The 25,471-nt window shown below is 47.3% G+C and carries 19 protein-coding genes; 5 read left to right on the top strand and 14 right to left on the bottom strand.

Annotated elements, in window-relative coordinates; all coding sequences use genetic code 11:
* Nucleotides 1-21 precede the first annotated feature (21 nt).
* From mscS to tkt, 5 genes are all read right to left on the bottom strand, one after another.
* A complete protein-coding gene (gene mscS, locus PSSD_RS02035) occupies nt 22-891 on the bottom strand; it encodes a small-conductance mechanosensitive channel MscS (protein ID WP_058969146.1) in 870 nt (289 codons plus the stop codon).
* A gap of 188 nt (nt 892-1,079) precedes the next feature.
* The gene (gene fbaA, locus PSSD_RS02030) at nt 1,080-2,159 is read right to left on the bottom strand and encodes a class II fructose-bisphosphate aldolase (RefSeq protein WP_058969144.1); all 1,080 of its coding nucleotides are present in this window, start codon (nt 2,157-2,159) and stop codon (nt 1,080-1,082) included.
* Between the two features lie 101 nt (nt 2,160-2,260).
* On the bottom strand, nt 2,261-3,424 hold the full coding sequence (gene pgk, locus PSSD_RS02025) for a phosphoglycerate kinase (protein ID WP_058969142.1): 1,164 nt from the start codon (nt 3,422-3,424) through the stop codon (nt 2,261-2,263).
* A 51-nt stretch (nt 3,425-3,475) separates the two neighbouring features.
* Complete coding sequence (gene epd, locus PSSD_RS02020) at nt 3,476-4,495, bottom strand: erythrose-4-phosphate dehydrogenase (protein ID WP_039331888.1); 1,020 nt, start codon at nt 4,493-4,495, stop codon at nt 3,476-3,478.
* 351 nt (nt 4,496-4,846) lie between these two features.
* Nucleotides 4,847-6,838, bottom strand: coding sequence for a transketolase (gene tkt, locus PSSD_RS02015; RefSeq protein WP_058969140.1), 1,992 nt, complete (start codon nt 6,836-6,838; stop codon nt 4,847-4,849).
* Between the two features lie 273 nt (nt 6,839-7,111).
* Between tkt and loiP the strand changes: the two genes are divergently transcribed.
* Nucleotides 7,112-7,867 carry a metalloprotease LoiP gene (loiP, locus tag PSSD_RS02010; RefSeq protein WP_058969138.1) on the top strand — a complete coding sequence of 252 codons (756 nt, stop codon included), beginning with the start codon at nt 7,112-7,114 and terminating at the stop codon, nt 7,865-7,867.
* A gap of 45 nt (nt 7,868-7,912) precedes the next feature.
* Here loiP and PSSD_RS02005 read toward each other — a convergent pair whose 3' ends face one another.
* A complete protein-coding gene (locus PSSD_RS02005; protein ID WP_058969137.1) occupies nt 7,913-8,329 on the bottom strand; it encodes a YidB family protein in 417 nt (138 codons plus the stop codon).
* Nucleotides 8,330-8,782: 453 nt separating this feature from the next.
* Nucleotides 8,783-9,703, bottom strand: coding sequence for an agmatinase (gene speB / locus PSSD_RS02000; protein ID WP_058969135.1), 921 nt, complete (start codon nt 9,701-9,703; stop codon nt 8,783-8,785).
* Between the two features lie 813 nt (nt 9,704-10,516).
* Between speB and PSSD_RS01995 the strand changes: the two genes are divergently transcribed.
* The 4 genes from PSSD_RS01995 to PSSD_RS01985 are packed head-to-tail and all read left to right on the top strand — an operon-like array spanning nt 10,517 to nt 15,459.
* Nucleotides 10,517-11,293 carry an ABC transporter permease gene (locus tag PSSD_RS01995; RefSeq protein ID WP_058969133.1) on the top strand — a complete coding sequence of 259 codons (777 nt, stop codon included), beginning with the start codon at nt 10,517-10,519 and terminating at the stop codon, nt 11,291-11,293.
* Entirely contained in the window at nt 11,290-11,979 is a 690-nt protein-coding gene (locus PSSD_RS01990) for an ABC transporter ATP-binding protein (protein WP_058969131.1), read from the top strand. Before PSSD_RS01995 ends, PSSD_RS01990 begins: the two co-directional genes overlap by 4 nt.
* Nucleotides 11,980-11,996: 17 nt before the next feature.
* A complete protein-coding gene (locus tag PSSD_RS27320; RefSeq protein ID WP_153011394.1) occupies nt 11,997-12,287 on the top strand; it encodes a hypothetical protein in 291 nt (96 codons plus the stop codon).
* Nucleotides 12,250-15,459 carry an HAD family hydrolase gene (locus PSSD_RS01985; protein ID WP_058969130.1) on the top strand — a complete coding sequence of 1,070 codons (3,210 nt, stop codon included), beginning with the start codon at nt 12,250-12,252 and terminating at the stop codon, nt 15,457-15,459. Before PSSD_RS27320 ends, PSSD_RS01985 begins: the two co-directional genes overlap by 38 nt.
* A gap of 54 nt (nt 15,460-15,513) precedes the next feature.
* On the opposite strand, the gene PSSD_RS27105 is transcribed toward PSSD_RS01985, so the two are convergent.
* From PSSD_RS27105 to PSSD_RS01950, 7 genes are all read right to left on the bottom strand, one after another.
* The gene (locus tag PSSD_RS27105; protein WP_167347652.1) at nt 15,514-17,640 is read right to left on the bottom strand and encodes a peptidase G2 autoproteolytic cleavage domain-containing protein; all 2,127 of its coding nucleotides are present in this window, start codon (nt 17,638-17,640) and stop codon (nt 15,514-15,516) included.
* A gap of 162 nt (nt 17,641-17,802) precedes the next feature.
* Nucleotides 17,803-19,047, bottom strand: coding sequence for a capsule polysaccharide biogenesis protein (locus tag PSSD_RS01975; RefSeq protein WP_058969126.1), 1,245 nt, complete (start codon nt 19,045-19,047; stop codon nt 17,803-17,805).
* A gap of 45 nt (nt 19,048-19,092) precedes the next feature.
* Nucleotides 19,093-21,120 carry a capsule polysaccharide biogenesis protein gene (locus PSSD_RS01970; protein ID WP_058969124.1) on the bottom strand — a complete coding sequence of 676 codons (2,028 nt, stop codon included), beginning with the start codon at nt 21,118-21,120 and terminating at the stop codon, nt 19,093-19,095.
* On the bottom strand, nt 21,117-21,857 hold the full coding sequence (kdsB, locus tag PSSD_RS01965) for a 3-deoxy-manno-octulosonate cytidylyltransferase (RefSeq protein ID WP_153011397.1): 741 nt from the start codon (nt 21,855-21,857) through the stop codon (nt 21,117-21,119). Before kdsB ends, PSSD_RS01970 begins: the two co-directional genes overlap by 4 nt.
* Nucleotides 21,858-21,864: 7 nt before the next feature.
* A complete protein-coding gene (locus PSSD_RS01960) occupies nt 21,865-22,539 on the bottom strand; it encodes an acyltransferase (protein WP_058969120.1) in 675 nt (224 codons plus the stop codon).
* Nucleotides 22,540-22,555: 16 nt separating this feature from the next.
* Nucleotides 22,556-24,232: a polysaccharide biosynthesis/export family protein gene (locus tag PSSD_RS01955; protein ID WP_058969119.1), complete on the bottom strand. Its 1,677-nt coding sequence runs from the start codon at nt 24,230-24,232 to the stop codon at nt 22,556-22,558.
* Nucleotides 24,233-24,243: 11 nt separating this feature from the next.
* Nucleotides 24,244-25,392, bottom strand: a complete 1,149-nt coding sequence (locus PSSD_RS01950; protein WP_058969117.1) for a capsule biosynthesis protein — start codon at nt 25,390-25,392, stop codon at nt 24,244-24,246.
* Between the last annotated feature and the right edge of the window lie 79 nt (nt 25,393-25,471).

Here is a 25,471-nt window from a genome sequence, read left to right as displayed (position 1 = left end):
ATAACGTTAAGCTCCGACGCACTATTCGCTGCCTGCTGCCTGCTGCTCGCTTTTCACCTGATGCAGATGCACATCCATCTGCGGGTATGGGATGCCGATACCTTTCGCGTCGAGTGCACGCTTAAAGTTCTTCAGCAGGTCCCAATATACGTTTTGCAGGTCACCGCTCTTACTCCAGCAGCGCACCACAAAGTTCAGCGAAGAAGCGGCCAGTTCGTTCAGACCGATCTGAATCCCCATCTCTTTCAGCACACGCTCATCAGCCTCTACCACTTCTTTCAGCAGCGCGATGACTTCATCAACATCCGCTTCATAGGCCACGCCGATAATAAACTCATTACGACGAATCGGTTCACGCGAGAAGTTCACGATATTGGCGGCGATGATTTTACCGTTAGGGATAACGACAATTTTACCGTCCACGGTTTTCAGCGTAGTCGAGAAAATCTGTACGTTTTGCACGGTTCCCATCACACCCAAATCGACAAACTCACCGGTTTTGAACGGACGGAAGGTCACCAACAGCACACCCGCAGCCAGGTTGGAGAGTGAACCCTGCAATGCCAGACCCACGGCTAAACCGGCGGCACCCAACACGGCGATCACCGATGCGGTTTGTACGCCCACGCGGCCCAGCGCAGCAATTAAGGTGAAGGCGATGATGCCGTAACGCACCAGCGCTGAGAGGAAATCGGCTACGGTGGCGTCGATATGACGCGCCTGGAGCACGCGATTTATCGTATTTGAAACGATACGCGCAATGAACATCCCGATGATGATGGTGACGATTGCGGCAACGATATTGACCGCGTAGCTCAGGATCAGCGCCTGATTTCTTACCAGCCAGCCGCTGGCATTACTAATGCCGTCAACGACATTTAAGTCTTCCATTTGTTAGCCCTGTTGTTGAGTTTCCCGCAGGAAAATGCAAAAACGGCCAGATTTAATCCGGCACTCCCGTGTACAAGGGTAAACAAAAATGTGACGAAGCGCCAAAGATGGCCTGAATTTACTCACTATTCTGAATTAAACGCATAAAAAAAGGCCCTTTCGGGCCTTTTTTGTACTGTAAGGAAAAATTACAGCACGTCGACAGCGTTAAGCTCTTTGAAAGCCTGCTCCAGACGCACAACCATTGAAGCCTGTGCAGAACGCAGCCATACGCGTGGGTCGTAGTATTTCTTGTTCGGGCTATCTACGCCATTTGGGTTACCCAACTGGCCTTGCAGATAGTCTTCGTTCTTTTTGTAGTACTGCAGAATACCGTCCCATGTTGCCCACTGGGTATCGGTATCGATGTTCATCTTGATGACGCCGTAACCAATAGACTCTTCGATTTCTGCCGCAGAAGAACCAGAACCACCGTGGAACACGAAGTCCAGCGCGTTGTGCGCCAGGTTGTGTTTCTTGGTTACGTATTCCTGAGAATCACGCAGGATGGTCGGGGTCAGTTTCACGTTACCTGGCTTGTACACGCCGTGAACGTTACCGAAAGAAGCCGCGATGGTGAAACGTGGGCTGATTTTGCTCAGCTCAGTGTACGCGTAATCAACGTCTTCTGGCTGGGTGTACAGCGCAGAAGCGTCCATGTGGCTGTTGTCCACGCCGTCTTCTTCGCCACCGGTGCAACCCAGTTCGATTTCCAGGGTCATGTCGATTTTCGCCATGCGCGCCAGGTACTTAGAAGAGATCTCGATGTTCTCTTCCAGTGACTCTTCAGACAGGTCAATCATGTGAGAAGAGAACAGTGGCTTACCGGTTTTCTTGAAGTGCTCTTCACCGGCATCCAGCAGACCGTCGATCCACGGCAGCAGTTTCTTGGCGCAGTGGTCGGTGTGCAGAATCACTGGCACGCCGTACTGTTCAGCCATCAGATGCACATGATGCGCACCGGCGATAGCGCCGAAGATTGCCGCGCCCTGTGGCTTGTCGGTTTTGAAACCTTTACCGGCGATGAAGGCAGCACCACCATTGGAGAACTGAACGATGACCGGCGCTTTAACTTTGGCCGCAGCTTCCAGTACCGCGTTGATGGAGTCCGTGCCGACGCAGTTAACTGCAGGCAGAGCGAATTTGTTTTCTTTCGCTACTTGGAAAACTTTCTGAACGTCATCACCAGTGACAACGCCGGGTTTTACGAAATCAAAAATTTTAGACATGGTTGTGTCCTGTTTCGTTACCGTTCATCCCATAAGGGACGTCGATTTTTTGCCCAGGATGGGCAAGCCTTCAGACGGCGCCGAAGCGCCGCCCCCAAAAATTACTGCTTAGCGCGCTCTTCCAGCATCGCTACTGCTGGCAGTTTTTTGCCTTCCACGAACTCGAGGAATGCGCCACCGCCGGTAGAGATGTAGGAGATCTTGTCTTCGATACCGAACAGATCAATCGCTGCCAGAGTATCGCCGCCACCCGCTACAGAGAACGCTTCGCTGTCTGCAATCGCGTTAGCGATGATTTCGGTACCTTTACGGAAGTTCGGGAATTCGAACACGCCAACTGGACCGTTCCACAGGATGGTTTTTGCATCTTTCAGCAGTTTTGCCATCGCCAGTGCGGTTTCGTCACCGAAGTCCATAATCTCTTCGTTATCTGCAACTTCGGAAGCCTTTTTCACGGTTGCCGGTGCAGTTTCAGAGAATTCCGTTCCGACGCGAGAGTCGGTTGGAACCGGAATACCGTACTGATCGCGCAGGCCTTTTGCCGCTTCAACGAAATCTGGCTCGTACAGTGATTTACCGACGTTATTGTCGATAGCCACGAAGGTGTTAGCGATACCGCCACCGACGATCACGGTATCCGCGATTTTCACCAGAGACTGCAGCACGTCGAATTTGGTCGACACTTTAGAACCACCCACCACCGCCACCAGTGGGCGCTGCGGGTTGCTCATGACTTTGCCCAGTGCTTCCAGCTCCGCTGACAGCAGCGGACCGGCACAGGCGATAGGCGCGAACTTGCCGACACCGTGGGTAGAAGCCTGCGCGCGGTGCGCGGTGCCGAAGGCATCCATGACGAAGACGTCGCACAAGGCGGCATATTTCTTCGACAGGGTCTCTTCGTCTTTCTTCTCGCCTTTGTTGAAGCGCACGTTTTCCAGCACCACCAACTCACCCGCGCCGACTTCAACGCCGTCGAGGTAGTCTTTGGCCAGGGTCACAGTCGTGCCGCTCAGTTTGGCTTTCAGGTAGTTAACAACAGGCAGGAGGGAGAACTCTTCATTGTATTCACCTTCGGTCGGACGACCCAGGTGAGAGGTAACCATCACTTTCGCGCCCTGTTTCAACGCCGCTTCGATGGTAGGCAGAGAAGCACGAATACGTGCATCTGACGTCACTTTCCCTTCTTTTACTGGCACGTTGAGATCGGCACGGATCAGAACACGTTTACCAGCAAGATCCAGATCGGTCATCTTAATTACAGACATGGTGAACCCTCTCGTTGATTCTCATAAGTTTTGCCAGACGCAGTCCGCGTCTTACCTGAAACCGCTTGCGGCCATTGCTAACGTGGTGTCGATCATGCGGTTAGCAAAGCCCCATTCGTTATCACACCAGACCAAGGTCTTGATCAGGTGGTGACCACTGACCCGCGTTTGTGTGCCGTCCACAATGGCACTGTGCGGATCATGGTTAAAATCTACTGAGACTAACGGTAATTCCGTATAGTCAACTATACCACGAAACGCCCCTTCTGACGCGTTTTGCAGCAACGCATTGACCTCACAGGCCTTCACCGCTTCACGTACCGAAACGCTCAAATCAATGGCTGTCACGTTGATAGTGGGCACACGGACAGCGATGGCTTCAAAACGATCGTTAAATTTCGGAAAAATACGGGTGATGCCAGCAGCAAGACGCGTATCCACCGGGATGATCGATTGGCTGGCCGCACGGGTACGACGCAGATCGCTGTGATAGGCGTCAATCACCTGTTGGTCGTGCATCGCCGAGTGAATCGTGGTCACAGTGCCCGACTCAATGCCGAAGGCGTCATCCAGCAACTTGATCACCGGAATAATGCAGTTGGTGGTACAGGATGCGTTGGAGACAATGCGGTCAGTTTGTTTAAGAGCCTGTTCGTTCACGCCGAACACCACGGTGGCATCCAGATCGTTACCGCCCGGATGCGAGAACAACACTTTCTTCGCGCCCGCTTGCAGATGGGCTTCACCGTCTGCGCGGCTGCCGTAGACGCCGGTGCAATCCAGCACGATATCGACGTTCAATTCCTGCCACGGCAGCGCATCAATCTCGGCCAGATGCAGAATGCGGATGGTGTCATCGCCGACGAACAGTTGATCGCGCTCCTGGCGCACATCAAAGGCAAAACGGCCATGGCTGGTATCGTACTTCAGCAAATGCGCCATGCCGGTGGCTTCCGCCAGTTCGTTGATGGCCACCACGGTAATCTCCGCGCGGCGACCGGTTTCATACAACGCACGCAGCACATTGCGTCCGATACGGCCAAAACCATTAATTGCGATGCGAATGGTCATCTCACTTCCTGCAACAACACCCAAAAAAACGTGCCAAATACCTTGAGCGTTTCGCTGCGTTTTGTACAGGGAATTATTGCCCGCTTAACGTTGCAAAATGATGCCACTGCATTACAACTGAAACGGTTCAGCCAGAATAAAGCATGCAAGGAATAACAGGAATGATTGCGATCAATTGCGCTGCTGATTATTGGATCTACGTCACAAATTTCGCGATAAAAAATTATTACTGCAGGAATAATTGAAGCGTTTCAGGTGGGAGATGGAGAGTCGGATAAAATAAAGGTGCGCATAAATGCGCACCTTACGGCTATCGGAATCTGTAGGGTCGCCATTCATGGCGACCATGCATTACAGAATCGATTTCGCGGTCTTCACGACGTTTTCTACGGTGAAGCCGAACTCTTTGAACAGCAGCTCTGCCGGAGCAGACTCACCGAAGGTGGTCATGCCGACGATAGCGCCGTTCAGGCCGGTGTATTTGAACCAGTAATCGGCGATACCGGCTTCAATGGCGACACGTGCAGTCACCGCTTTCGGCAGCACAGACTCACGGTAGGCCGCGTCCTGCTTGTCGAAGGCATCGGTAGATGGCATAGACACCACGCGCACTTTACGGCCTTCGCCGGTCAGTTGCTCGTAAGCGGCGACAGCCAGTTCCACTTCTGAACCGGTCGCGATCAGGATCAGTTCTGGCGTACCTTCGCTGTCTTTCAACACATAACCACCGCGTGCCACGTTAGCCAGCTGCTCAGCAGTACGATCCTGCTGTGCCAGGTTCTGACGTGAGAACACCAGCACTGATGGGCCGTCTACGCGCTCAATCGCGTATTTCCACGCCACAGCAGATTCAACCTGGTCACATGGACGCCACAGGCTCATGTTTGGCGTTACGCGCAGGCTGGCCATCTGCTCAACCGGCTGGTGCGTTGGGCCATCTTCGCCCAGACCGATTGAGTCGTGGGTGTAGACCATGATCTGACGGATCTTCATCAGTGCAGCCATACGAGCGGCGTTACGCGCGTATTCAACAAACATCAGGAAGGTTGCGGTGTACGGCAGGAAACCACCGTGCAGCGCCAGGCCGTTGGCGATAGCGGTCATACCGAATTCGCGCACGCCGTAATGGATGTAGTTACCGGCAGCATCTTCGTTGATCGGCTTAGAGCCAGACCACATGGTCAGGTTGCTTGGTGCCAGGTCAGCGGATCCACCCAGGTACTCTGGCAGGATCTTACCGAAGGCTTCGATAGCATTCTGAGAGGCTTTACGGCTGGCGATTTTAGCTGGGTTAGCCTGCAGCTGTTCGATGAACTTCTGCGACTCGGTTTCCCAGTTTGCTGGCAACTCGTTGTTAGTACGACGGGTGAACTCAGCAGCCAGTTCAGGATGTGCAGCGGCATACGCGGCAAATTTCTTATCCCAAGCGGATTCTTTTGCCTGACCAGCTTCTTTGGCATCCCACTGCGCGTAGATGTCTGAAGGAATTTCAAACGGCGCGTGGTTCCAGCCCAGTTGCTTACGGGTCAGTGCGATTTCGTCATCACCCAGCGGTGCGCCGTGTGAATCGTGGGTGCCTGCTTTGTTTGGTGAACCGAAACCGATGATGGTTTTGCACATCAGCAGTGAAGGTTTGTCGGTAACCGCTTTCGCTTCTTCTACCGCTTTCTTAATCGCTTCAGCATCGTGACCGTCTACGCCACGCACCACGTGCCAGCCGTAGGATTCGAAACGCATCGCGGTGTCATCGGTGAACCAGCCATCAACGTGACCGTCGATAGAGATGCCGTTGTCATCATAGAAAGCAACCAGTTTGCCCAGCTTCAGGGTACCGGCGATAGAGCACACTTCGTGTGAGATGCCTTCCATCATGCAGCCGTCGCCCATGAACACATAGGTGTTGTGATCGACGATGTCATGGCCTGGACGGTTGAACTGTGCCGCCAGAGTGCGCTCTGCAATCGCGAAGCCCACAGCGTTAGCAATACCCTGGCCCAGTGGACCGGTAGTGGTTTCAACGCCGGCGGTGTAGCCGTATTCCGGGTGGCCTGGAGTTTTAGAGTGCAGCTGACGGAAGTTCTGCAGCTCGCTCATCGGCAGGTCGTAACCGGTGAGGTGCAGCAGGCTATAGATCAGCATGGAGCCGTGACCGTTAGACAGCACGAAGCGGTCACGATCTGCCCACAGCGGGTTAGTCGGATTGTGGTTCAGGAAATCACGCCACAGCACTTCAGCGATGTCCGCCATGCCCATAGGGGCACCCGGATGTCCCGATTTGGCTTTCTGTACTGCATCCATACTTAACGCGCGAATGGCGTTGGCAAGCTCTTTACGAGAGGGCATCTTCTACTCCAGGTCGGATTAATGCTCCGCCGCACTTAACTTATTGTAATTAATCAGTTATCAGGCGAAGCGAGAAAAAAGTCGCACATCAATGTACATGAAAATCGGGGCAAAAGTACATGCGTCGACGTGCTAAATAGCGGGTAAACGGTTGCAATTCGGGGCTTGTCTGCTAGCCAGTGAACAAGATGCAGGCTATAACCAAAGCGTTTGAACACCGATCTCAATTTCAGGTGTTTGTTTTCTCTACCTTGTTACGCAAAGGACCTCTAAATGAAAATCAAAGCCACCATACTTGCTGTGGGAATCGCTTCGCTGCTGAGCGGCTGCGAAGGGATGGACAATAACGCGCTGCTGCAATCGGGCGCGCAGGCTTATCAGGCTTATACCTTGAATGATTCACAGGTGAAGCAGTTGAGCGACCAGTCCTGTGCCCAGATGGACAAAGACAATCAGGTTGCCCCGGCTAACAGCGAATATCAGCAGCGCCTGAACAAAATCGCCGCCGCGCTGGGCGACAACATCAACGGTGTTCCGGCCAACTACAAAGTCTATCTGACCAAAGATGTGAACGCGTGGGCGATGGCGAACGGCTGTATCCGCGTCTACAGCGGCTTGATGGATATGATGACGGATAACGAAGTGGAAGGCGTGCTCGGCCATGAAATGGGCCACGTGGCGCTCGGCCACACGCGCAAAGCGATGCAGGTCGCCTACGCTACCACGGCAGCGCGAACCGCAGCAGCATCGGTGGGCGGTGTGATTGGCCAGCTTTCGCAGTCCCAGTTGGGTGATTTAAGTGAGAAGCTGGTCAATGCGCAGTTCTCGCAGACGCAGGAATCGCAGGCCGATGACTACTCTTATGACCTGATGAAGAAACGCGGCATCAATCCGTTGGGCTTAGCCAACAGTTTCGAAAAGCTGGCGAAAATGCAGCAGGGCCAAACCAGCTCGATGTTTGATTCACATCCCGACTCCGCCGCACGTGCGCAGCATATCCGCGACCGTATTGCGCAAGATGGGAAATAGCGGTTTAGATGTTGCAGGGGCGGCTTTTCAGGCCGCCCCGATCCCTTACCGCTTAAACAACCCGTCCACCATCGATCCCAAATCCATCTGGCTGTTATTCACACTCTGCTCATCCAACTGCCCTTGCGGCGACATCTTATCAATCAGCTGTGGCAACAGCGCCGCCAGCGTACCCGACGCGCCATTCACATCGGTGCCCAGCTTATCGGCTAACGACTGCAACTCATTCTGGCCAAACGTATTCTGAATCTCACCGCCACCGACCGGCTGGTTGCCGCCTGTGCCGATCCACGAACTCAGCACTTCACCCAGCCCGCCCTGTTGAAACTTCTGCAGCAGCACTTCAACCCCGCCCTGCTCCTGCACCCACGTCCAGATAGCCGCCAGTTGACCCAACTGATTGCCCTGCCCGTTACCGTTGCTGTTCCCCAGCGAACCGACTAATTCATCCAGAAAGCCCATGGTGACCTCCGAAGATTATGTAACTGTTTCCCCTGCGAAATAGCTGTCTGCCTCGCAAGGGAATGCCTTGGCGCGCCCTATACAGTGCGACGCACGCGATATTTGCTTACCGCCCCAAAGTATAGCCACACACCGCCGATAACGATTTGACACTATTCAATTGTCGAAGCGTTGATGTAAGGAACGTGATAATGGTTGGAACAAAGCAGGCCGGGCCATGTCATATTCAGCATGGTCTACAATGTGTTTTTTCTAGCTAGCAGGCGACATCAGAGAGAGTCACAGGAGCATCACATACTATGCTGACCATTCTGATCATCATCGCCGTTGTCATCGCGATTGTGCTGCTGGGCGTGTATCTGGTGATACGCTCTGCAGCGCAGGACATCAACGATGATTATTGAGGCATCGGGAATGTAAAGGGCAAGGCGAAGGCCCTGCCCTCTTTAAGGATTAACCTTTATTCGCCGCCTGCACATGCAGCATATCCAGCGCCAGCGTAGCCGCAGCCAGAGAAGTGAGATCTGCGTGATCGTAACCTGGCGCTACTTCCACCAGATCCATCCCGACAATATTCATGCCCTGCAAACCACGAATCAACTTAGTGGCTTTATCGCTGGTCAGGCCGCCAATCACTGGCGTACCGGTACCCGGCGCATGAGCCGGATCGAGGCAATCGATATCAAAGGTCAGGTACACCGGCAAGTCACCCACGGTGCACTTCACTTCAGCCAGAATATCGTCAACGCTACGATCGTTAACCTGCGCCGCATCCAGCACGTTAAAGCCGAGGCTCTTATCAAACTCGGTACGAATACCTATCTGCACTGAATGGTTAGGATCGATCAATCCTTCCTTCGGCGCGGTGAAGAACATAGTACCGTGGTCAAACGTCGGGCCATTAGAGTAGGTGTCGGTATGCGCATCAAAGTGAACCAGCGCCATCTTACCGAAATGCTTAGCGTGAGCACGCAGCAACGGCAGCGTGACATAATGGTCACCGCCAAAGGTCAGCATACGTTTGCCATTAGCCAGCAGCTTTTCAGCGTGCGCCTGCAGTTTGTCTGAGAGATCCTGAGAATCACCGAACGCATAAACCAGATCACCGCAGTCCACTACGTTCAAACGTTGACGCAGATCGAAATCCCACGGCCAGCGGCAGCCTTCCCAGGCAAGGTTGGTGGAGATCTGACGAATCGCGCCTGGCCCTAAACGGCTGCCCGGACGACCAGAAGTGGCCGCATCGAAAGGTACACCGGTGATCACCCACTCAGCATCGCTGTCGTAAGGTTGAAAGTTCACCGGGAAGCGCATGAAACCGAAGGCATTGGAAACCAGGGAGTTATCGTACTGATTGCCCAGGGTGTTATACATAACTTGTCCTCTTTAGATCCGTGAGTCGGTTAGTCAGTCAGGTTTTACCGTGAATTATTCATGCTGCAAAAAGGCGGCAAACAGATGAAACCCGATGTGCTTACTGTAGACAGTGATCGAGCTAAACGAGAGCAGCCAACGCATCTGGAACATGAATGCAGCCAGGTAAAACTCAAAAAAAAATCCCCTCCGCGTCGTTAGGCCCGACGAGGAAGGGATTTATTGAGGGCGATTATCGCGGAGATTCCCGCAATCTGCAATCGGCTGTGTCGAATCAAGCAACTACCAAATTTTGTAAAAAACAGTGAATTGTATCGCCATTAAATTCATTAGCCGAATTGATGGCAATTATGTCTGGATTCAAAAGAATAAGATCAGAACGTGTAATTTATGTTAGTAAAATCAATGCGCTAAAGAAAAATCATGTAATAAGCATGTTTAATAGGATTTACAAATTATTTGCAGAATATTAATAGAGGAAAACGTTTAGGATTATTTTGACATGCTCTGTAACGTACGACACCTAAATTAGGGAAATTCTTACAGACAAGCAGGGAATGGCGATTCTGTCAGGTGCAATAATTCCGTCAAGAAAGCATCTTATTGAACGCATTAGCATCACCATTTCCACGTATTGATCAGAACTCATAATCTGAATTTGCGTAAATATGCTGAATTATTCAGCACACCCTCTCGTCTTGAAAACCCCACACTCTCCCCTACACCGCCCTCGTTCTATCCAGCGCATTGGTAGCTCTTAAGCCAAGGGCGGTAGCGTGCACAAATTCAACCCAACGATAATGAGTTTTTGAAATGGCCAGAAGTGGATTTGAAGTCCAGCAAGCTGCCGTTAAGGCACTTTTTCTACGCGAAATACGAACACGATTTGGAAAATATCGTCTAGGGTATTTTTGGGCGATACTGGAGCCAGCTGCGCATTTATTAGTTTTGTTAGGTATTTTCGGTTTTATTATGCATCGTACAATGCCTGACATATCATTTCCGGTTTTTTTGCTAAATGGAATTATCCCTTACTTTATTTTCAGTAATATTAGTAATCGATCAGTGGGTGCAATTGAGGCAAATCAGGGGCTATTTAATTATCGACCAGTCAAGCCAATTGATACGATTATATCTCGCGCTCTCCTTGAAACATTGATTTATGTGGCAGTCTATATTTTATTGATGGTTGTCGTATGGTTGTCAGGTGAATATTTTGAAATCACAAATTTACTGCAACTTATAGCTACCTGGACGTTACTGGTGATTTTCTCATTTGGAATAGGGTTAATATTTATGGTTGTAGGAAAATCTATTCCTGAAACCCAAAAATTCCTCCCCATTCTACTGAAACCACTTTATTTCATTTCATGCATAATGTTTCCGTTACACACAATCCCAAAAGATTATTGGCCATACTTATTGTGGAACCCTATAGTTCATGCTGTTGAACTGAGCCGTGAAGCAGTTATGCCTGGGTATATTAGTGAAGGTGTTAGCCTAGAATATCTTGCATTTTGTGCATTAGCTGTATTGTTTATTGGCTTGGCTCTTTATAGAACTCGCGAGGAGGCAATGCTCACATCATGATAAAAATTGAAAATTTAACTAAGTCCTATCGTACCCCCGCTGGACGTCATTATGTTTTTAAAGATTTAAATATCGAACTACCTACAGGTAAAAGCGTAGCATTAATTGGCCGTAATGGCGCTGGTAAATCAACACTATTACGCATGATAGGAGGAATTGACCGCCCCGACAGTGGAAGTATCATTACAAACAAATCAATATCTTGGCCTGTAGGTCTTTCTGGAGGTTTCCAAGGTAGTTTAACAGGGCGTGAAAACGTCAAGTTTGTTGCTCGCCTCTATTCTGAAAAAAATGAACTACCAGAAAAAATAGCCTTTGTTGAAGAGTTTTCTGAACTGGGTAAATATTTCGATATGCCAATTAAAACTTATTCTTCCGGGATGAAATCTCGATTAGGATTTGGGCTGAGCATGGCTTTTAAATTTGATTATTACCTAGTTGATGAGGTAACTGCAGTTGGCGATGCAAGATTCAAACAAAAATGCTCTGAGTTATTCGAATCTCGACACCTAGAGTCAAGTTTCCTAATGGTTTCTCACAGCCTTAATTCATTAAAAGAGTTTTGTGATGTTGCTATATGCTTCGAGAAAAATAACATGGTTTCATATTATGACGACATCGAACATGCAATATTCAATTACTTAGAAAAAGAAAAGAAAGAACCTAACACTAATTCGCACAAATAATTCAAAAGGCAATATAAATGAAAGCATTGATATGGAATTCACCTTGGTTTGCGCAAGGAGACATTCTTTTTTATAAAAATTGTTACTCAAAACACCTTCTCCCTCAGGCAAACTTACTTGATAGTATGGGGTATGAGGTAGATGTAATAACTCACGATTTAATCAAAGATGAATCCTCTAAACTGAATAAAAACATAAACACTATTAACTTCACTTTAAGTGAAATTAAAAACGTTGTGGGATTATTATCTGACCCATCTAGAGATTTATATGAAAAACCTAATGGGGAGCTATCTCAAAAAAATTGAAGAGTTTTTGAGATCGAAGTTACCAACCCATTATGATGTAATTCTGCTTTGGGAAACACCAGTTCCATTCCTTGATAACCTATATTCAGAATCATTGATAATTCATCAAATGCCTGGTGCTTTTTGCCGGGCACCTTATCCTCATATGGTTACGTTTGATCCGATTGGGCTATATAAACACGGCCCTCTTTATAAACACTTCGAAGAAATAATTGGAAAAGAAACAAATGAAAATAATTTTGTCACTGACTTTGGTTTTAAAGTAAAAGATTCAATTTCTAAGCTTTCAACGTTTACAAGCAATGAACTAGATCCAACATCTAAATTCAAGAAGTTAACGCTTTTACCATTGCAAACAAGTGGTCATTATGCATTCCAAGCAGATACACCATATATTTCACAGGCAGACTATCTAGTTGAAACTTTACAGAACACAGATCAAGAAACTGGTTTAGTGGTGACGCAATATGTCACACCTAAGGTAAAAGATACTGTTCTTAACAGTGAAGTGGTTAGTGCAATTAAAGGCAATTGGGGAAATATTATTTACGATGAAAAATTTGATCAAATAAATAGCATTTCTCAATATTTAATCCCTCATGTTAGCGAAGTAGTAAGCTGCTCATCATCTATAGCTTTACAGTCCATGATCTGGAATAGAGATATAAAAGTACCTCATGATACGTTCATGAGGAAATTAAGTCTAGATGAAATCAACAGATCAAAATGGAGTAAAGAAGAAGTTTATAGTTCTGTGCTGGATTTTATATTAAACAACCAACAAATTCTTGCCAGTAAAATATTATCAGATGGCCACTTCTTAGATAGTTTAATCAAGAAACTAATCAAGAACAAAATGGAAGGGAAGTCGGGCATTGAGTTATATGCAGATTTCACTTCAATTGATCCAAATTATAGCAACTCTGTTTTAGAAAGCTTCACCGTTGAAAGAGCTGCGCGTGATATAAAAAATGCTGATGAATCAATATCATTGATGACTGCAGATGCTTTTAAACTAGAAAGAATAGTAAGAAGAGAAGGTGTAGAGCACATCACATTCGATGTTTTCGACACATTAATAAATAGACCTGTTGAAAGTCCATCTGATGCATATAAATTCCTTGAAACAATAGCCTTAAATTTATCAAATGGCTTAACTGAGGATTTCTTTAAGGTAAGACTTACTTCTGAGGTTGAAACAAGAAGAAACTCTGACAAAGGCGAAATCACTCTTGATGAAATATATGAAAAAATTCAAGATCACTATCAGATAAATATAGAAACATTAGAGAAAATAAAAAAAGCAGAAATTGAACTTGAAATATCATTAATTGAATCAAGACCAGCTGGAAAAAAACTGTGGGAGGCTGCAGTTAGATGTGGGAAACCAATATCAATAATTTCCGACATGTATTTACCTCATTGCGTCGTTGAAAAGATGCTAGATAAAGCCGGGTATTCAGGTTATAAAAAACTTTATGTATCCAGCAGCTATGGAGTAAGGAAAAAAGAGGGTGGGTTATTTGATATTGTCTTGGATGAGCTGAATATACCTAGCGAAAAAGTTTTGCATGTTGGGGATAACGTAGCTGCTGACATTAGCATGCCAAAATCAAAAGGGATGCTGACATTCCGTATATTACGGGCTCTTGACAGGATGCGTAACCATACGGCGTATAAAAAAATATTCAATCCTCGCAGAGGAGCTGGAGAGAAGCCTCGAAGCATTATAGCAGGATTAATTGCCACAAAACTATTTGACAGCCAACTAACTTCAGCTGAAGACAATTCATTATTTATGGGTCGTCCATTCAATCTTGGGTATTCGGCTTTGGGCCCGATGCTTACAAGTTACATGCAATGGGTGAGCAGGCAAGCCAAAGAAGATGGTATCAGTCGACTATTTTTCTTGTCTCGTGAAGGCTGGCTCTTAAAGCAAATATATGATGTTATTGTAAAAGATGACGATAAAGCCGCACCAAGTACCTATTTGTATTGCTCTCGTCGTGCCGTCCGAGTCGCCTCGATAAAGAATAAAAATGACATTCTTAATCTCGCATCTCAGCCTTTCAGTTCAGGCATAACACTTTCCAAATTGTTAGATTATCGTTTCGGGCTAGATAGTAAAGAGATCACTAACGAACTAGCAATTAGTTTTGGTTTTACATCTCAAAATGAAGAATTAGAGTCAGATGCAGTGACGAAAGTTAGATTTTCAAAACTGTGCCTTGCACTTGAAGAAAAAATTCTAGAACAAAGTGAGAAAGAGAGAGAAGTATATCTTGAGTATGCTAAAAACTCAGGACTATTAGATGAATCAAAACCTGGAATTATAGATATTGGCTGGAAAGCAAATATGCAAGCATCACTGGGAAACTTAATAAATAGACCGTTAAATGGTTACTATTATGCCACTCTTCAAGGGGCAGAGTGTTGGCTGAAACATGGACATGAAATTAAAGGTTTCATTGGTGACTTTGTCACTTTAGAACATTCAAGCTCAGCTGTTAACAATAGACATCTAACGGAATTTTTAATTTGTCATAGTGAACGTAGCCTTATTTCAATGAGCAAGGACAGCTCTGGACTTATAGTGAAAAACTTTAGGGACGAGCCTAATCACGCAATGAGAAGCTCTCTTATTGATGAAATTCATAGTGGAGCAATAAGTTATTCACGAGATGTTTATAAACGTTTTGGCCATTTATCTGCTCAAGCATACTGTGACTGGTCATTAGGTGAAAAAGTATTTTCTGAGTTTTTGAATAACCCTCATCAACGCGATGCTTCAATGTTTGTTGGATATGCATTTGAGGATTCATTTGGAGGCGTCAGTAAAAAGTTTGTTATTGCTAATAAATCAGACCAAGTTTCTGTTTTTGCTAAAGGAGCAGACGTTTATTACGCCAAGTCCAAACCTCAACCATTAGTAAAGCAAGCATCTCAAGTACAAAATACCGTCGCAAAACCAAAGCCTAGTGTAAATTTGGAACCAGACGAAATAACTGTTGTTCCACGATTTTATAGAATTGTTGAATCCTTCGTCCTTAAAAGATTTTCCAGTGAGAAAAAATACAAAAAATACACCAAAGATAGGGATAACTTCTTTTTAGACTCAAAAGCAAAGAGCATGCAAAAATGGTATAAAATATCCACTCGTAGAATATCCTAAAATTTAGATTTAATAGTGGATGGCGAATTTATTTCGCCATCCACTATTTTAAAATCATCTAATTAGGCATAGAGCTACAGCATAACCTTTCTCTTTATCAAACTGAGTTCTTAACTCCATGCATTTCAATCTAGTTTGTTTGACTGATAAAGTGCCAATACCGTTCGAAGATGAAGGCCTAACAAAAGAGTTTTCATTTACAGATGCATCCACACGCACATGAACTTCACCGATCAAAGCGACTGGCGTCCATTCAGTTCTTCGCTCTGAGCGTTTTAATTGCTCTAATTTTATATCAAAACTTTCATTTTCTAAGGGTATATCTACAAAAGCTCCCCTAAATCCACCAACTCCCTCATTTTTTAATTCATCCCATCCCCCTGCATCCTCATCCCAGACACGACCTTTAATAATCTCTCCAAACTCATCCCTTTTATAACGGTCTGCCCATGTAAAAGGTGTGTCCCCAAATAATATTGCATATGTTCGGGAGTGAACACTGAAGTCAGTGTCATTCTCGTTTGCAAGTCTAATTTTACGACCTTCCCATGCGACAATACTGCCAACTTTTATTTCTTCAGGAATTAAATTTTCAAACATTTTTGCCAAGTCTGAAAATGCAACATTTTGAGATAATGTACCTGAAATGTCCAAGTTACCATCTGGAGATACCTTCAACTTTATATTTGAAGCACTTTTATCTCCAGAAGGGCTGTCTCCATAAGCAATGCTTCGCGGGGAATTATTGATTATTCTTCTGCCGATAGCTAATGCTCCTACTGCAGAAGATTCAGTGTTATTTCCTGAGACAACCAAAGATTGTACTTCATTCGCTTCAGATGCAATAGCGCCTAAGCAACCTGCATGCATTCCTTTAGAAGAACACTGAAGAGAGGCGTAATTGAAGGAAAGATCCCCTTTTGTAATACTATTTCTAGATCCAATGTTTATTGAATTTTTCCCTGCAGATATACATTTATCTGTTGCTATATTCCCTGATATATCTGACTTAGCAACTGACTTATTTGCCCCTAGATTGAAACTTAATTGACCATACGTGATTGATTGGTTTGCAGAGGCTATATTAACGGAGTACGTCCCCTCAGTTAAAGCATTTGCTTGCACAACTTCATAGTCAGAACTTTTCTCGATAGAGTATCCAGACCCAGAATCAATTATTGTTATTTTATCTATTGCTCCTTGACCACTTACACTATATCTGGCCTTCGCTATTTTTTTTGGCTGGTTTAAACGATCATAGAAGATTACCTCTCCTTCTTTATGATAACCCGCTCCACCATTTACAATTTCAATACTCTCAATACTTCCTTCTGAACTCACTGAAGGCTTAAGCACTGCCCCAAACCCGCCACCCGCTATAACATCCACCGAAGAAATGTTTGTATTATGCTTAGAAGTAGACCAACTTCTACGAGATGAAATATTCGCACCTGTCTCACCGGTAACGTGGGATGTTATTGAGACTAAATTCGCACCTCTAAATCCATTACTAACCCTAGAGTCCTCAGAGCCCAAGTTAATTGATTGAGGTGATAAAGCTCTGCATTGACGAGACGAATAATTTCCAGAGGTATTCCCTGAAGCATAACTATATATTGACCCAACATTTACAGCTCTTGCTGGGCCAAAAGAACGAGAATTTTGCGATGCAGCTAGAAGAAAGAGATTTAAATTGCTTCGACCTGAAATCTGATAATCATTACTTAAAGGATTTTTATATTTTCCTTCGTATCCACCAGTATCTTTATTGTCTGATATAAAAGTATTATTAAATACACCCAACTTAACCGTTGAATTGTCATCAAGCGACTTAGTCAAAAAATATCCGTTTACATATTCATTTTTAGATGGGACTTCGTCGACTAAATAAACACCACCAGCCAAATAAACTTTTTTACCTACGATGTTTGATTCCAGTAATTCAAAACCTTGAGTATCATTATTTAAACCATCACCTTTTATATTTTTAAAATCGAGTGCAGATAGAGATTCTAAATTCTTTTGGTGTTGGTTTCTTTCAATAGATGCGTTATAGGGCTGCTTATATCTAACCCTAAAATCTTGAACCATCTCATTTTTCGAATCCTTTGGTTCATCCCCATCATTAACGTTAGTCGATTGATATTCACCTACTTCAGCTAAACTTTTCTTGCTTGACATAAGAAAAGTTGTTAAGACTGCCGGCATCGCCAAGTTAAAAAGCTTCCTTCTGCTTACCATTCTTACTCCTCACATTCAAAGTCAGCCATGAAACTCATCAAGTTAACTTCTAAATTATAACTCATGGTATGTGAGACAATGCAGCATTAGAAGATATTTATATTATGTTATAATTTGCCGAATATTATTTTTCACATCGAAAGATTTCGAGATTGTGATACTCACTTCTCTTTTTTTATAATAATAAACCGCATTAACCTGAGTATTCTCCAACAAATACCCCCTAAACTGCTTAAACAGCTTCATATCCGGCTTAAATCCAGCCTGCCAGAACTGGTGCAAATGTCCTTGATACGTCAATCCTTTGATGTCGTACAGGGCATTGCCCATCACCTTCAGGGGCTTGTTGTGAATCAGCGCTGAAATCCCTGCCGTACTATTAATCGTGACCACCGCTTTAGCGTGCGTCAGTAGCTCCGGCATTGGCAAATCATGCACATAGATCACGCGGTCACTCACACCAAACTCTTTCCCTAAGCGCTTAATCAGCGGCCCATACAAACGGTGTCCGCGATCCATTGGATGATGCTTGATCACCAGATGGCTGTCCTTGGGCGCTTTACGCGCAAACGAAAACATCACGTCATTAATATAATTACGCACATCTTCATAGCGGCTGTGGTTACGAATCTGGCTGTCGTTATAAACCTGCAAGATCGCCAGGTAATAGCGTTGGTCAAGTTCAGACTGCAAACGTGGCAACACCTTGCGTTGCATTACGCCATACAGCTGTTTACGCCAGTAAGCGCGAATCCAGCACTGTGCCTCGTACCACGGTGAGAAAGACTTGTGATGACGGTACTTGTAGAACTCATGTCGGTGACGCCACCCTACGAGATAGTACCAAGTCGCATGGCCGATGCGTTTCGCCGCAGAGGGCTTGAGGTGTTCAACATCGCGAGCGGGAATTTCCGGCAACTGACGATAAAACTCCGGATCGCGTGGCAGTGAAGAGTGTGCGTTGACCCCGCCCTCTTCCACCGTAATGAAATGCGGTCTTAGATAGCCTTCTTCGAATGCCAAGAAGCGTATGCCTTTCGACTTGGCCCAGCGACTCGCCGCCTGATGCAAAGGACGGCAATCCCCGAAACACAGAATGGTATCGAAGTCATAATTCGCATGAGTGTCACGCAGCCAGCGGGGAAACTCTTTTGGGGTTTCCTGATACGTCAGATATTCACGCTGGCGACAGTAAAACCGATCGCCACCGTTGAATACGACATTCACGGCTTCACGTCCCAATGATTCCAGCCAAACGGCGACATCATTGAAGAACGGTCCCATCGGCCCCTGTAATAGCAGGTATTTTTTCCCAGACAGCAAAACGGTCAATGCATTACTGTGCATATTCAACCTTCATGGTTATTCATTATTGTCCGTAACCGGCTGTGCTCAGCCGAATTTGACCTTAATAAACATCATCAACTTGCGGTAATGGCGAATGATCCGCCCCGCTTTCTTTTTTGTAATAAACATCTGTCGGCGCGGAGTCTGGATCAGATATTCAGCCGCTTCTTCAGCCGCTATCGGTTCCAGGCGCAGAGGATGGATGTAACTTGGATAGACAATCAAAGCCTGATAAATCAGGTCTAATAATGAGAGTGAACGCCCACGGCGCTTACAGCGATGTTCATCGGTGGTCACTCCCCAGCCAGCATAGAAAGGCAGGCCGTAACAACAGACTTTCTTGCCGTGCAGTAAGGCTTCAAATCCTGAAAGTGAGGTCAGCGTGTGCAGCTCATCGGCCACTTGAATACACTGGATAATGTCTGCATCCAGCGCCTGAAAATCGGCTAACTGCTGCACCTGCTCAGCCGGGATATCGCCTTTACGATTCCCCACCAGCACATCAGGATGTGGCTTATAAATCACGAATGCGTTTGGGTTACGCTCACGCACGGTACGCAGCAATCCCAGATTGGTATTGATGGAAACTGTGCCAGTGAGGATCGAAGCGTCATCTTCCACCTGGCCCGGCACCAAAATAACTGTCTTACCCTGTGCTGCATGGGGTAATTTGAAATCTGCGCCAAGGTTATATTTGCTGAGTTTGCTCTCAACCAGACGCTGCTGAAGTTTTTCTGCCCGCAACTGCTGCGCCAACGTCAGTTGGCTATGATTCAGCAACACTTCGAGATCGCTTGGGCGTGTCGCATCGTAATAGATACCGCGTTTATCCAGCACCAGAGACAGCGGCGGCAATAGATCAGATCCCAAACCAGAGGACCGCAAGAAGCCATCTTCCATCCGCCATACAGGTAGCAGACGTTGATTCGCTTCGTCACGCCAGCGTTGTTCGCCCTTGACACCCCACACCACACACGCGGTAGCTTCAGAACAGCGGCGTGAAAAGCGCACTCTGTTTGCCGTGGTGCGCAAGAAGGGTTTGAGGATAGTGGATTTCCACAGCGTTAATCCTGGCGCCCACAAGTAACCGCTTCGCTGCTGCTGGTGCCGACGCTGTAATTGCATCCATTGCAGCACAGTAAACAGATCTGTTGCCGCGCCAGATTGCGGATCGATGTACCGGCAATATCGCAGGTATGCCGCAGCGAACAGTTCAACTAGTGACGCCGAACCGCGACGCTCAGCAAGCTGCGCGGATTGAGGATGGCGATCGTCAGTCAGCCCCCAACCGGCATACCAAGGCTGACCAAAACAGGTGACAGGTTTGCCCGCAATGAGCGCTTCAAAGCCGTATTGCGACGTCATCACATAAACGCGAGATACGTGTCGTAACAGTGACTGAGGGCTGACATTATCGGCCATCAGATGAACACGATGCGTCGATTGCAATGAAGCGAAATAACCGGCTTTCTTGCCTTGCAAGACATCAGGGTGAACTTTGACCCAGATGATGGCTTGAGGGTTTTCTTTAATGGCGGCATCTAACATCGCTGCGAAATCATCAGCACCCGCATTGCCGTAGGTCACTGACATATCATTGAAGGTCTGGTCAACCACCAGCACCAGTTCGGGGTTCAGCGCTTCGCCCGCCACAAACGACGGCGCTTGGTTATATTTCGACAGGTCTTCAGTGACGATGGTTTGCATCGCCTCACGCGCCTGCTCAGTTAAAGCGGCATTACCCGCTTTATCCTGAATGAGCTGCTCCAGCGTACTTGGCTGGTTGGCATCGTAGTAAATGCCAATGTCGTCTATCACGATAGAGAGCGGTGGCGCACCGTTGACACCGAGATCCAGCGAACGGATAAACCCATCTTCAAGACGAATAACGGGCTTTCCTGCAGCCTTAGCCAGCGCAACCGGTTTGGCTGCACTTGGTCGATGACCCCACACCGCAACAGCATCTATCTCTTGCGGAATCGGACGCAGTGCAGAGAGTTTCTGGCACGGCTGTGCCAGAAACTTTTCCAGATGCGGGATGCGCCAGATACCCGAAGAGAAGATACCTATCATGTGGTTTCTGTTAGCTCCTGTGCCATCAGCTTACGCACTTTCTCCAGGCAGGCAGGCGTGTCCACGCCTGGCCCGGTTGCGGCCACTTCAAAAGCACGAATCGCAATCCCTGCATTCATTAAACGCAGCTGTTCCAGCGATTCAGCCTGTTCCGGCATCGCTTCCGGCAACTGGCTGTAGTTCTGCAACACATCACGGCGATAGGCATAGATACCGACGTGCTTCAGGTAGCGTGCTTTATCGGCATTTCGCGGATAAGGAATCGGCGAGCGGCTGAAGTAAAGTGCATCACGGCGCGTGTTCACCACGACTTTTACTGTACTGGCTTCCAGCGCTTCTTCTGCCGAAATGGCATGGCACAGCGTTGCCACAGGCAGCTCTGCATCATCACGCATTCCCTGCACCAGGTGGGCTACATCCTGCGGGCGAATCATCGGTTCATCACCTTGCAAGTTAATGTAGATATCGGCATCCACCTTCTGCATCACTTCCACCAAACGGTCAGTGCCCGATTGATGATCGTCACGTGTCATCACCGCTCTACCGCCAAAGCCAGCGACGGCCTGCATCACTCTCTCATCATCAGTGGCAACCCACACTTCAGACACACCCACCACTTGCAGCGCACGTTCATAGACGTGCTGGATCATCGGCTTGCCGACAATATCCAGCAAGGGCTTACCCGGCAAACGCGAGGAACCATAGCGAGCGGGGATTACGATAACCACATTTTTAATATGCATTTTAATCGCCGTTAACTTCTTCTGAATATAAATAATTCAATTTCAATGATTCTAAATGTGATTCGGGGATCACTTCGGATAAACTTCTTCTATCCCAAATCACATTTTCTTTAACAATCTTAGCTGGCACTCCAGCGAGGATTACATTCCCTGTACTAAATGCCTTATTTACATAGCTTCCCAACCCTACAATGGTATTTTTCTTAATCACACTACCCTTACCTACATTAGCGTTATAACCTATCCATACATGGTCGCCAATGTTCACGGATTTAGCATGATTAATTCTTTTACCTGTGTTGATATCGATAATGGAGTGGCTATCTCCTGAACGAATAACGATATCTCTCGACAGCATGCAGTCACTGCCTAAAATAATTTCCGTTTCATATTCACACTCTATCCTAGCATCACCAATGGTCGTAAACTTTCCTATGGAAATCATATTTCTATTGGATTTAGCTGATAATGAACCGTTAACAACGCATTTTTTTCCAATTAAAATCCTGTTATCATCACCATTGATGTCAATTGTTAATTTCTTTCCGGTTACACCTTCACCAAAAACAATTTTGTTATTATTACCCTTAATGGTTACTTCAACATCCCTTTTAAATACAGGGGGGATGTTTGACAGGACAATTTTATTATTAACACCTAAATCATGAACTTTCATGTATCCCCCTGAAAAATTAGATCGACAGAATCACTTTCGCACCCACCGCCAGCTGGTAGAGGATGGTGGAAATACCGCGTGTCACTTCGATGTTCTTCGATTCGTACTTAGGCAGTACCATCAGCTCGTCACCTGGGTTAAGGGTATCGACATCCTCACCGTTCTCGGCAGCACCGTTCTGACGAATCACGACAATTTTCGAGTTACCCGATTTCTGTGTCAGACCGCCGCACTTCTCGATGTAATCTTTCGGGCTCATGCCTTTTTCCCAGCTGACCGCATTCGGGAACAGCACTTCGCCATGCACCATAACCAGCGAGGTTTTCTGCGGGATGTTAATGACGTCGCCGTCTTCCAGCAGAATGGAATCGAGGTTCTTCTCGTTGAGGATCACTTCACCCTTCGGCACAACGGTGCGGGCCTTCGCCACAAAGCGGCTGATCAACTGCGCTTCCTGCATACGCAGGCTGGCTTCTTCTTTGGTGGAGGACTGGGCAGAGAGCGAAGCCTCTTCCAGTTTCTGCAGTGACAGATCCAGCATCTCTTTCTGACGCTGTGCCACAGATGGGCGATAAAGTTGGATCGCACTCATTTCCGACATGCTGTTGGTGCGAATCTTCGCCAGCACCGCACGCATACTTGAACCGTATGGCAGTACCATGGCGTGTTCGCCGGAGTGTGCCCCTTCTACGCGTACCTGAATGGTGCCCGCATAGCGATCGGTGCTGACAATCAGCGTATCGCCATCCTGCAACATACGACCCGGGGCAGAGCTAAGCGGGTAATACTCGCTGCGTTTCTGCAAGCCCTGCTGGCGGATGATGGTGATGTTAGTGGCACCCGGTTTGGCACGTGCCCAGCTCAAGGCTTCAGTCACCGGAATGCTGCTGTCACGGAATTCAAAGTCATAGCTGTTGAACACGTCACCCTGCACGCTAAAGGTGTGCTGGCGCGGCCCGACAACGATGGTGTCACCGTCGGCGAACTGTGAAAGACCCAGCTTACCGTTGAGCAGGAAGTCATATAGGTTGATGCTGGAGCGGACGCGGTTGCCACGCTTCACCACGATATCAACGTAGCTGCCGCGATCCGGATCAACGCCACCCGCTTTGATCAGGTAGTTGAGCAGTGAATCTGAGGTCACACCGCCATATAAGCCTGGGCTGCGCACAAAGCCAGTGACGTAGACCTTGACCGGCTGCGCTTGCAGTAGTGAGGCATACACACTGACGTTAGCCTGATACACCTGCTTTACCTTGGTGGTAATCAGCGCATTAAGCTGGCTGTTGCTGACACCTGCCACCTGCACCGGACCAACATTGGGCAGGAAGATATTGCCTTTCGGATCAACCTGTAACGCACCATCGAAAGTGAAAGCCCCCCACAAACGCACCTGAATGCTGTCACCAGGATTAAGCACGTAGCCAGGGTTGAAGCCGACGGTGGCGCCGCTATCGGCACTGGTGCCGTTAAACAGCTGCGCGCCGAACATGCGGCTCATCGCAACGGGTGCCGCCGGTGGTGGCGTGTTATCAAAACCGCTGTTGTTTTGCGTCTGGTTTTGTTGGCCTGTCAGGAACGTTGGCAATGGAGCCGCGCCCGTCAGATTGGGATCGGCATTAATATCCAGCGCAGCGTTAGCAGAGGCAGCCTGCCACGCAGCAATCAGTAAAAGTGACTTTAATAATTTCATGACAAACTCTATTAATCCCGGTGATCTTCAATAACAGCCAGCAGCAGTTTCAAGGTGCCGAACAGTAAGCAGCACACCAGCAACCAGCAGGCGATCAAATACGGTGTATTAGGGAAAGTGGATTCCTGCGGCTGCTGCGGTGAGCTAATCACCGACAATACTTTCAGCTTGCGTGCCGCTTCCACGCGGGTTTTCTCAATCGAAGTCAGCGCCAGCTTGTACAGCTCGGTATCAAACTCGACTTTCGATTTAATCTCTTCGAAATCCACCGCCATACGGTTCAACTTGTGGCCTTGCGGTGCGGTGACTTTGCCCTTTTCATCGTCAATCTGGGCTTGCAGGGATTTAATGGCGTTTTGCGCACTCACCACCTGCGGCGCGTCATCACGTAGATAGGTCAGCAGGTTACGCAGATCCGCTTCCATCTGGATCTTTTGCCCAACCAGCGTGTTAATCAAGGTCGTGGCGGCCAGTGCCTGTGCTTCTGGGTCCAGCATGTTATTGCTGTTCTGATAGGCAAGCAGGTCAGCCTTACTGGCGTTCAGGCGAGTACGCGCTTTCTGCATTTCTTCTTCAGCAAAGGTGAGCTGATCACGCGCGATACGGTGTGACATTTCATTGATAAAACGCTCGGACTCTTTCAGCACTGCCTGGTTAAATTTCAGTGCAAATTCGGGCGTGAAACCCTGAGTTTGAATATCGAGCAAACCGGTTTTGTCATCGTAAGAAACACTGATGCGGCTGAGGTAATATTGCAGGAAGCGTTCAACCGTCTCGTCTTTACCAAGATGATTCAGAAAATCCAGCCCACTATGGCTAAAGGCCTCATGGAAATTTAGTTGTTTATCCAGCGCTGCCAGCATATCTGGCGAGTTGATGTACTCTTTCAGATAGAGCGCATCTTCTGCTGAACTGGTGTTTGATGCCCCCAACAGTAAACCGACATTGAGGCTACTACTGTTCAGGTCATCCGAACGTTTGATCGCGACTTTAGATTCACTCATATAGCGTGGCTGGCTGAAGATCACGAGGTAGATCAGCAACAGCGCCATCGGCAATAGAATGATAATTTTCGCCAGGTGCTTCTGGACTTCCGCCAGCGAAACAGCAGAAAAACGCGTACGCATCGTAGATGCGGCGGACTTCACTTTCATCAACATGGAACTATCATCAAATTTTTTATTTGGGTGCTCAGGCACATATTGAGGTACGACTTGCGGCTCACCGCGCGACACACCC

Source organism: Type-D symbiont of Plautia stali (genome assembly GCF_001485335.1).
GTDB lineage: Bacteria > Pseudomonadota > Gammaproteobacteria > Enterobacterales > Enterobacteriaceae > Pantoea > Pantoea vagans_C.
Note: the sequence above shows the minus strand (reverse complement) of the source record. Positions and strands in the feature narration are given on the sequence as shown.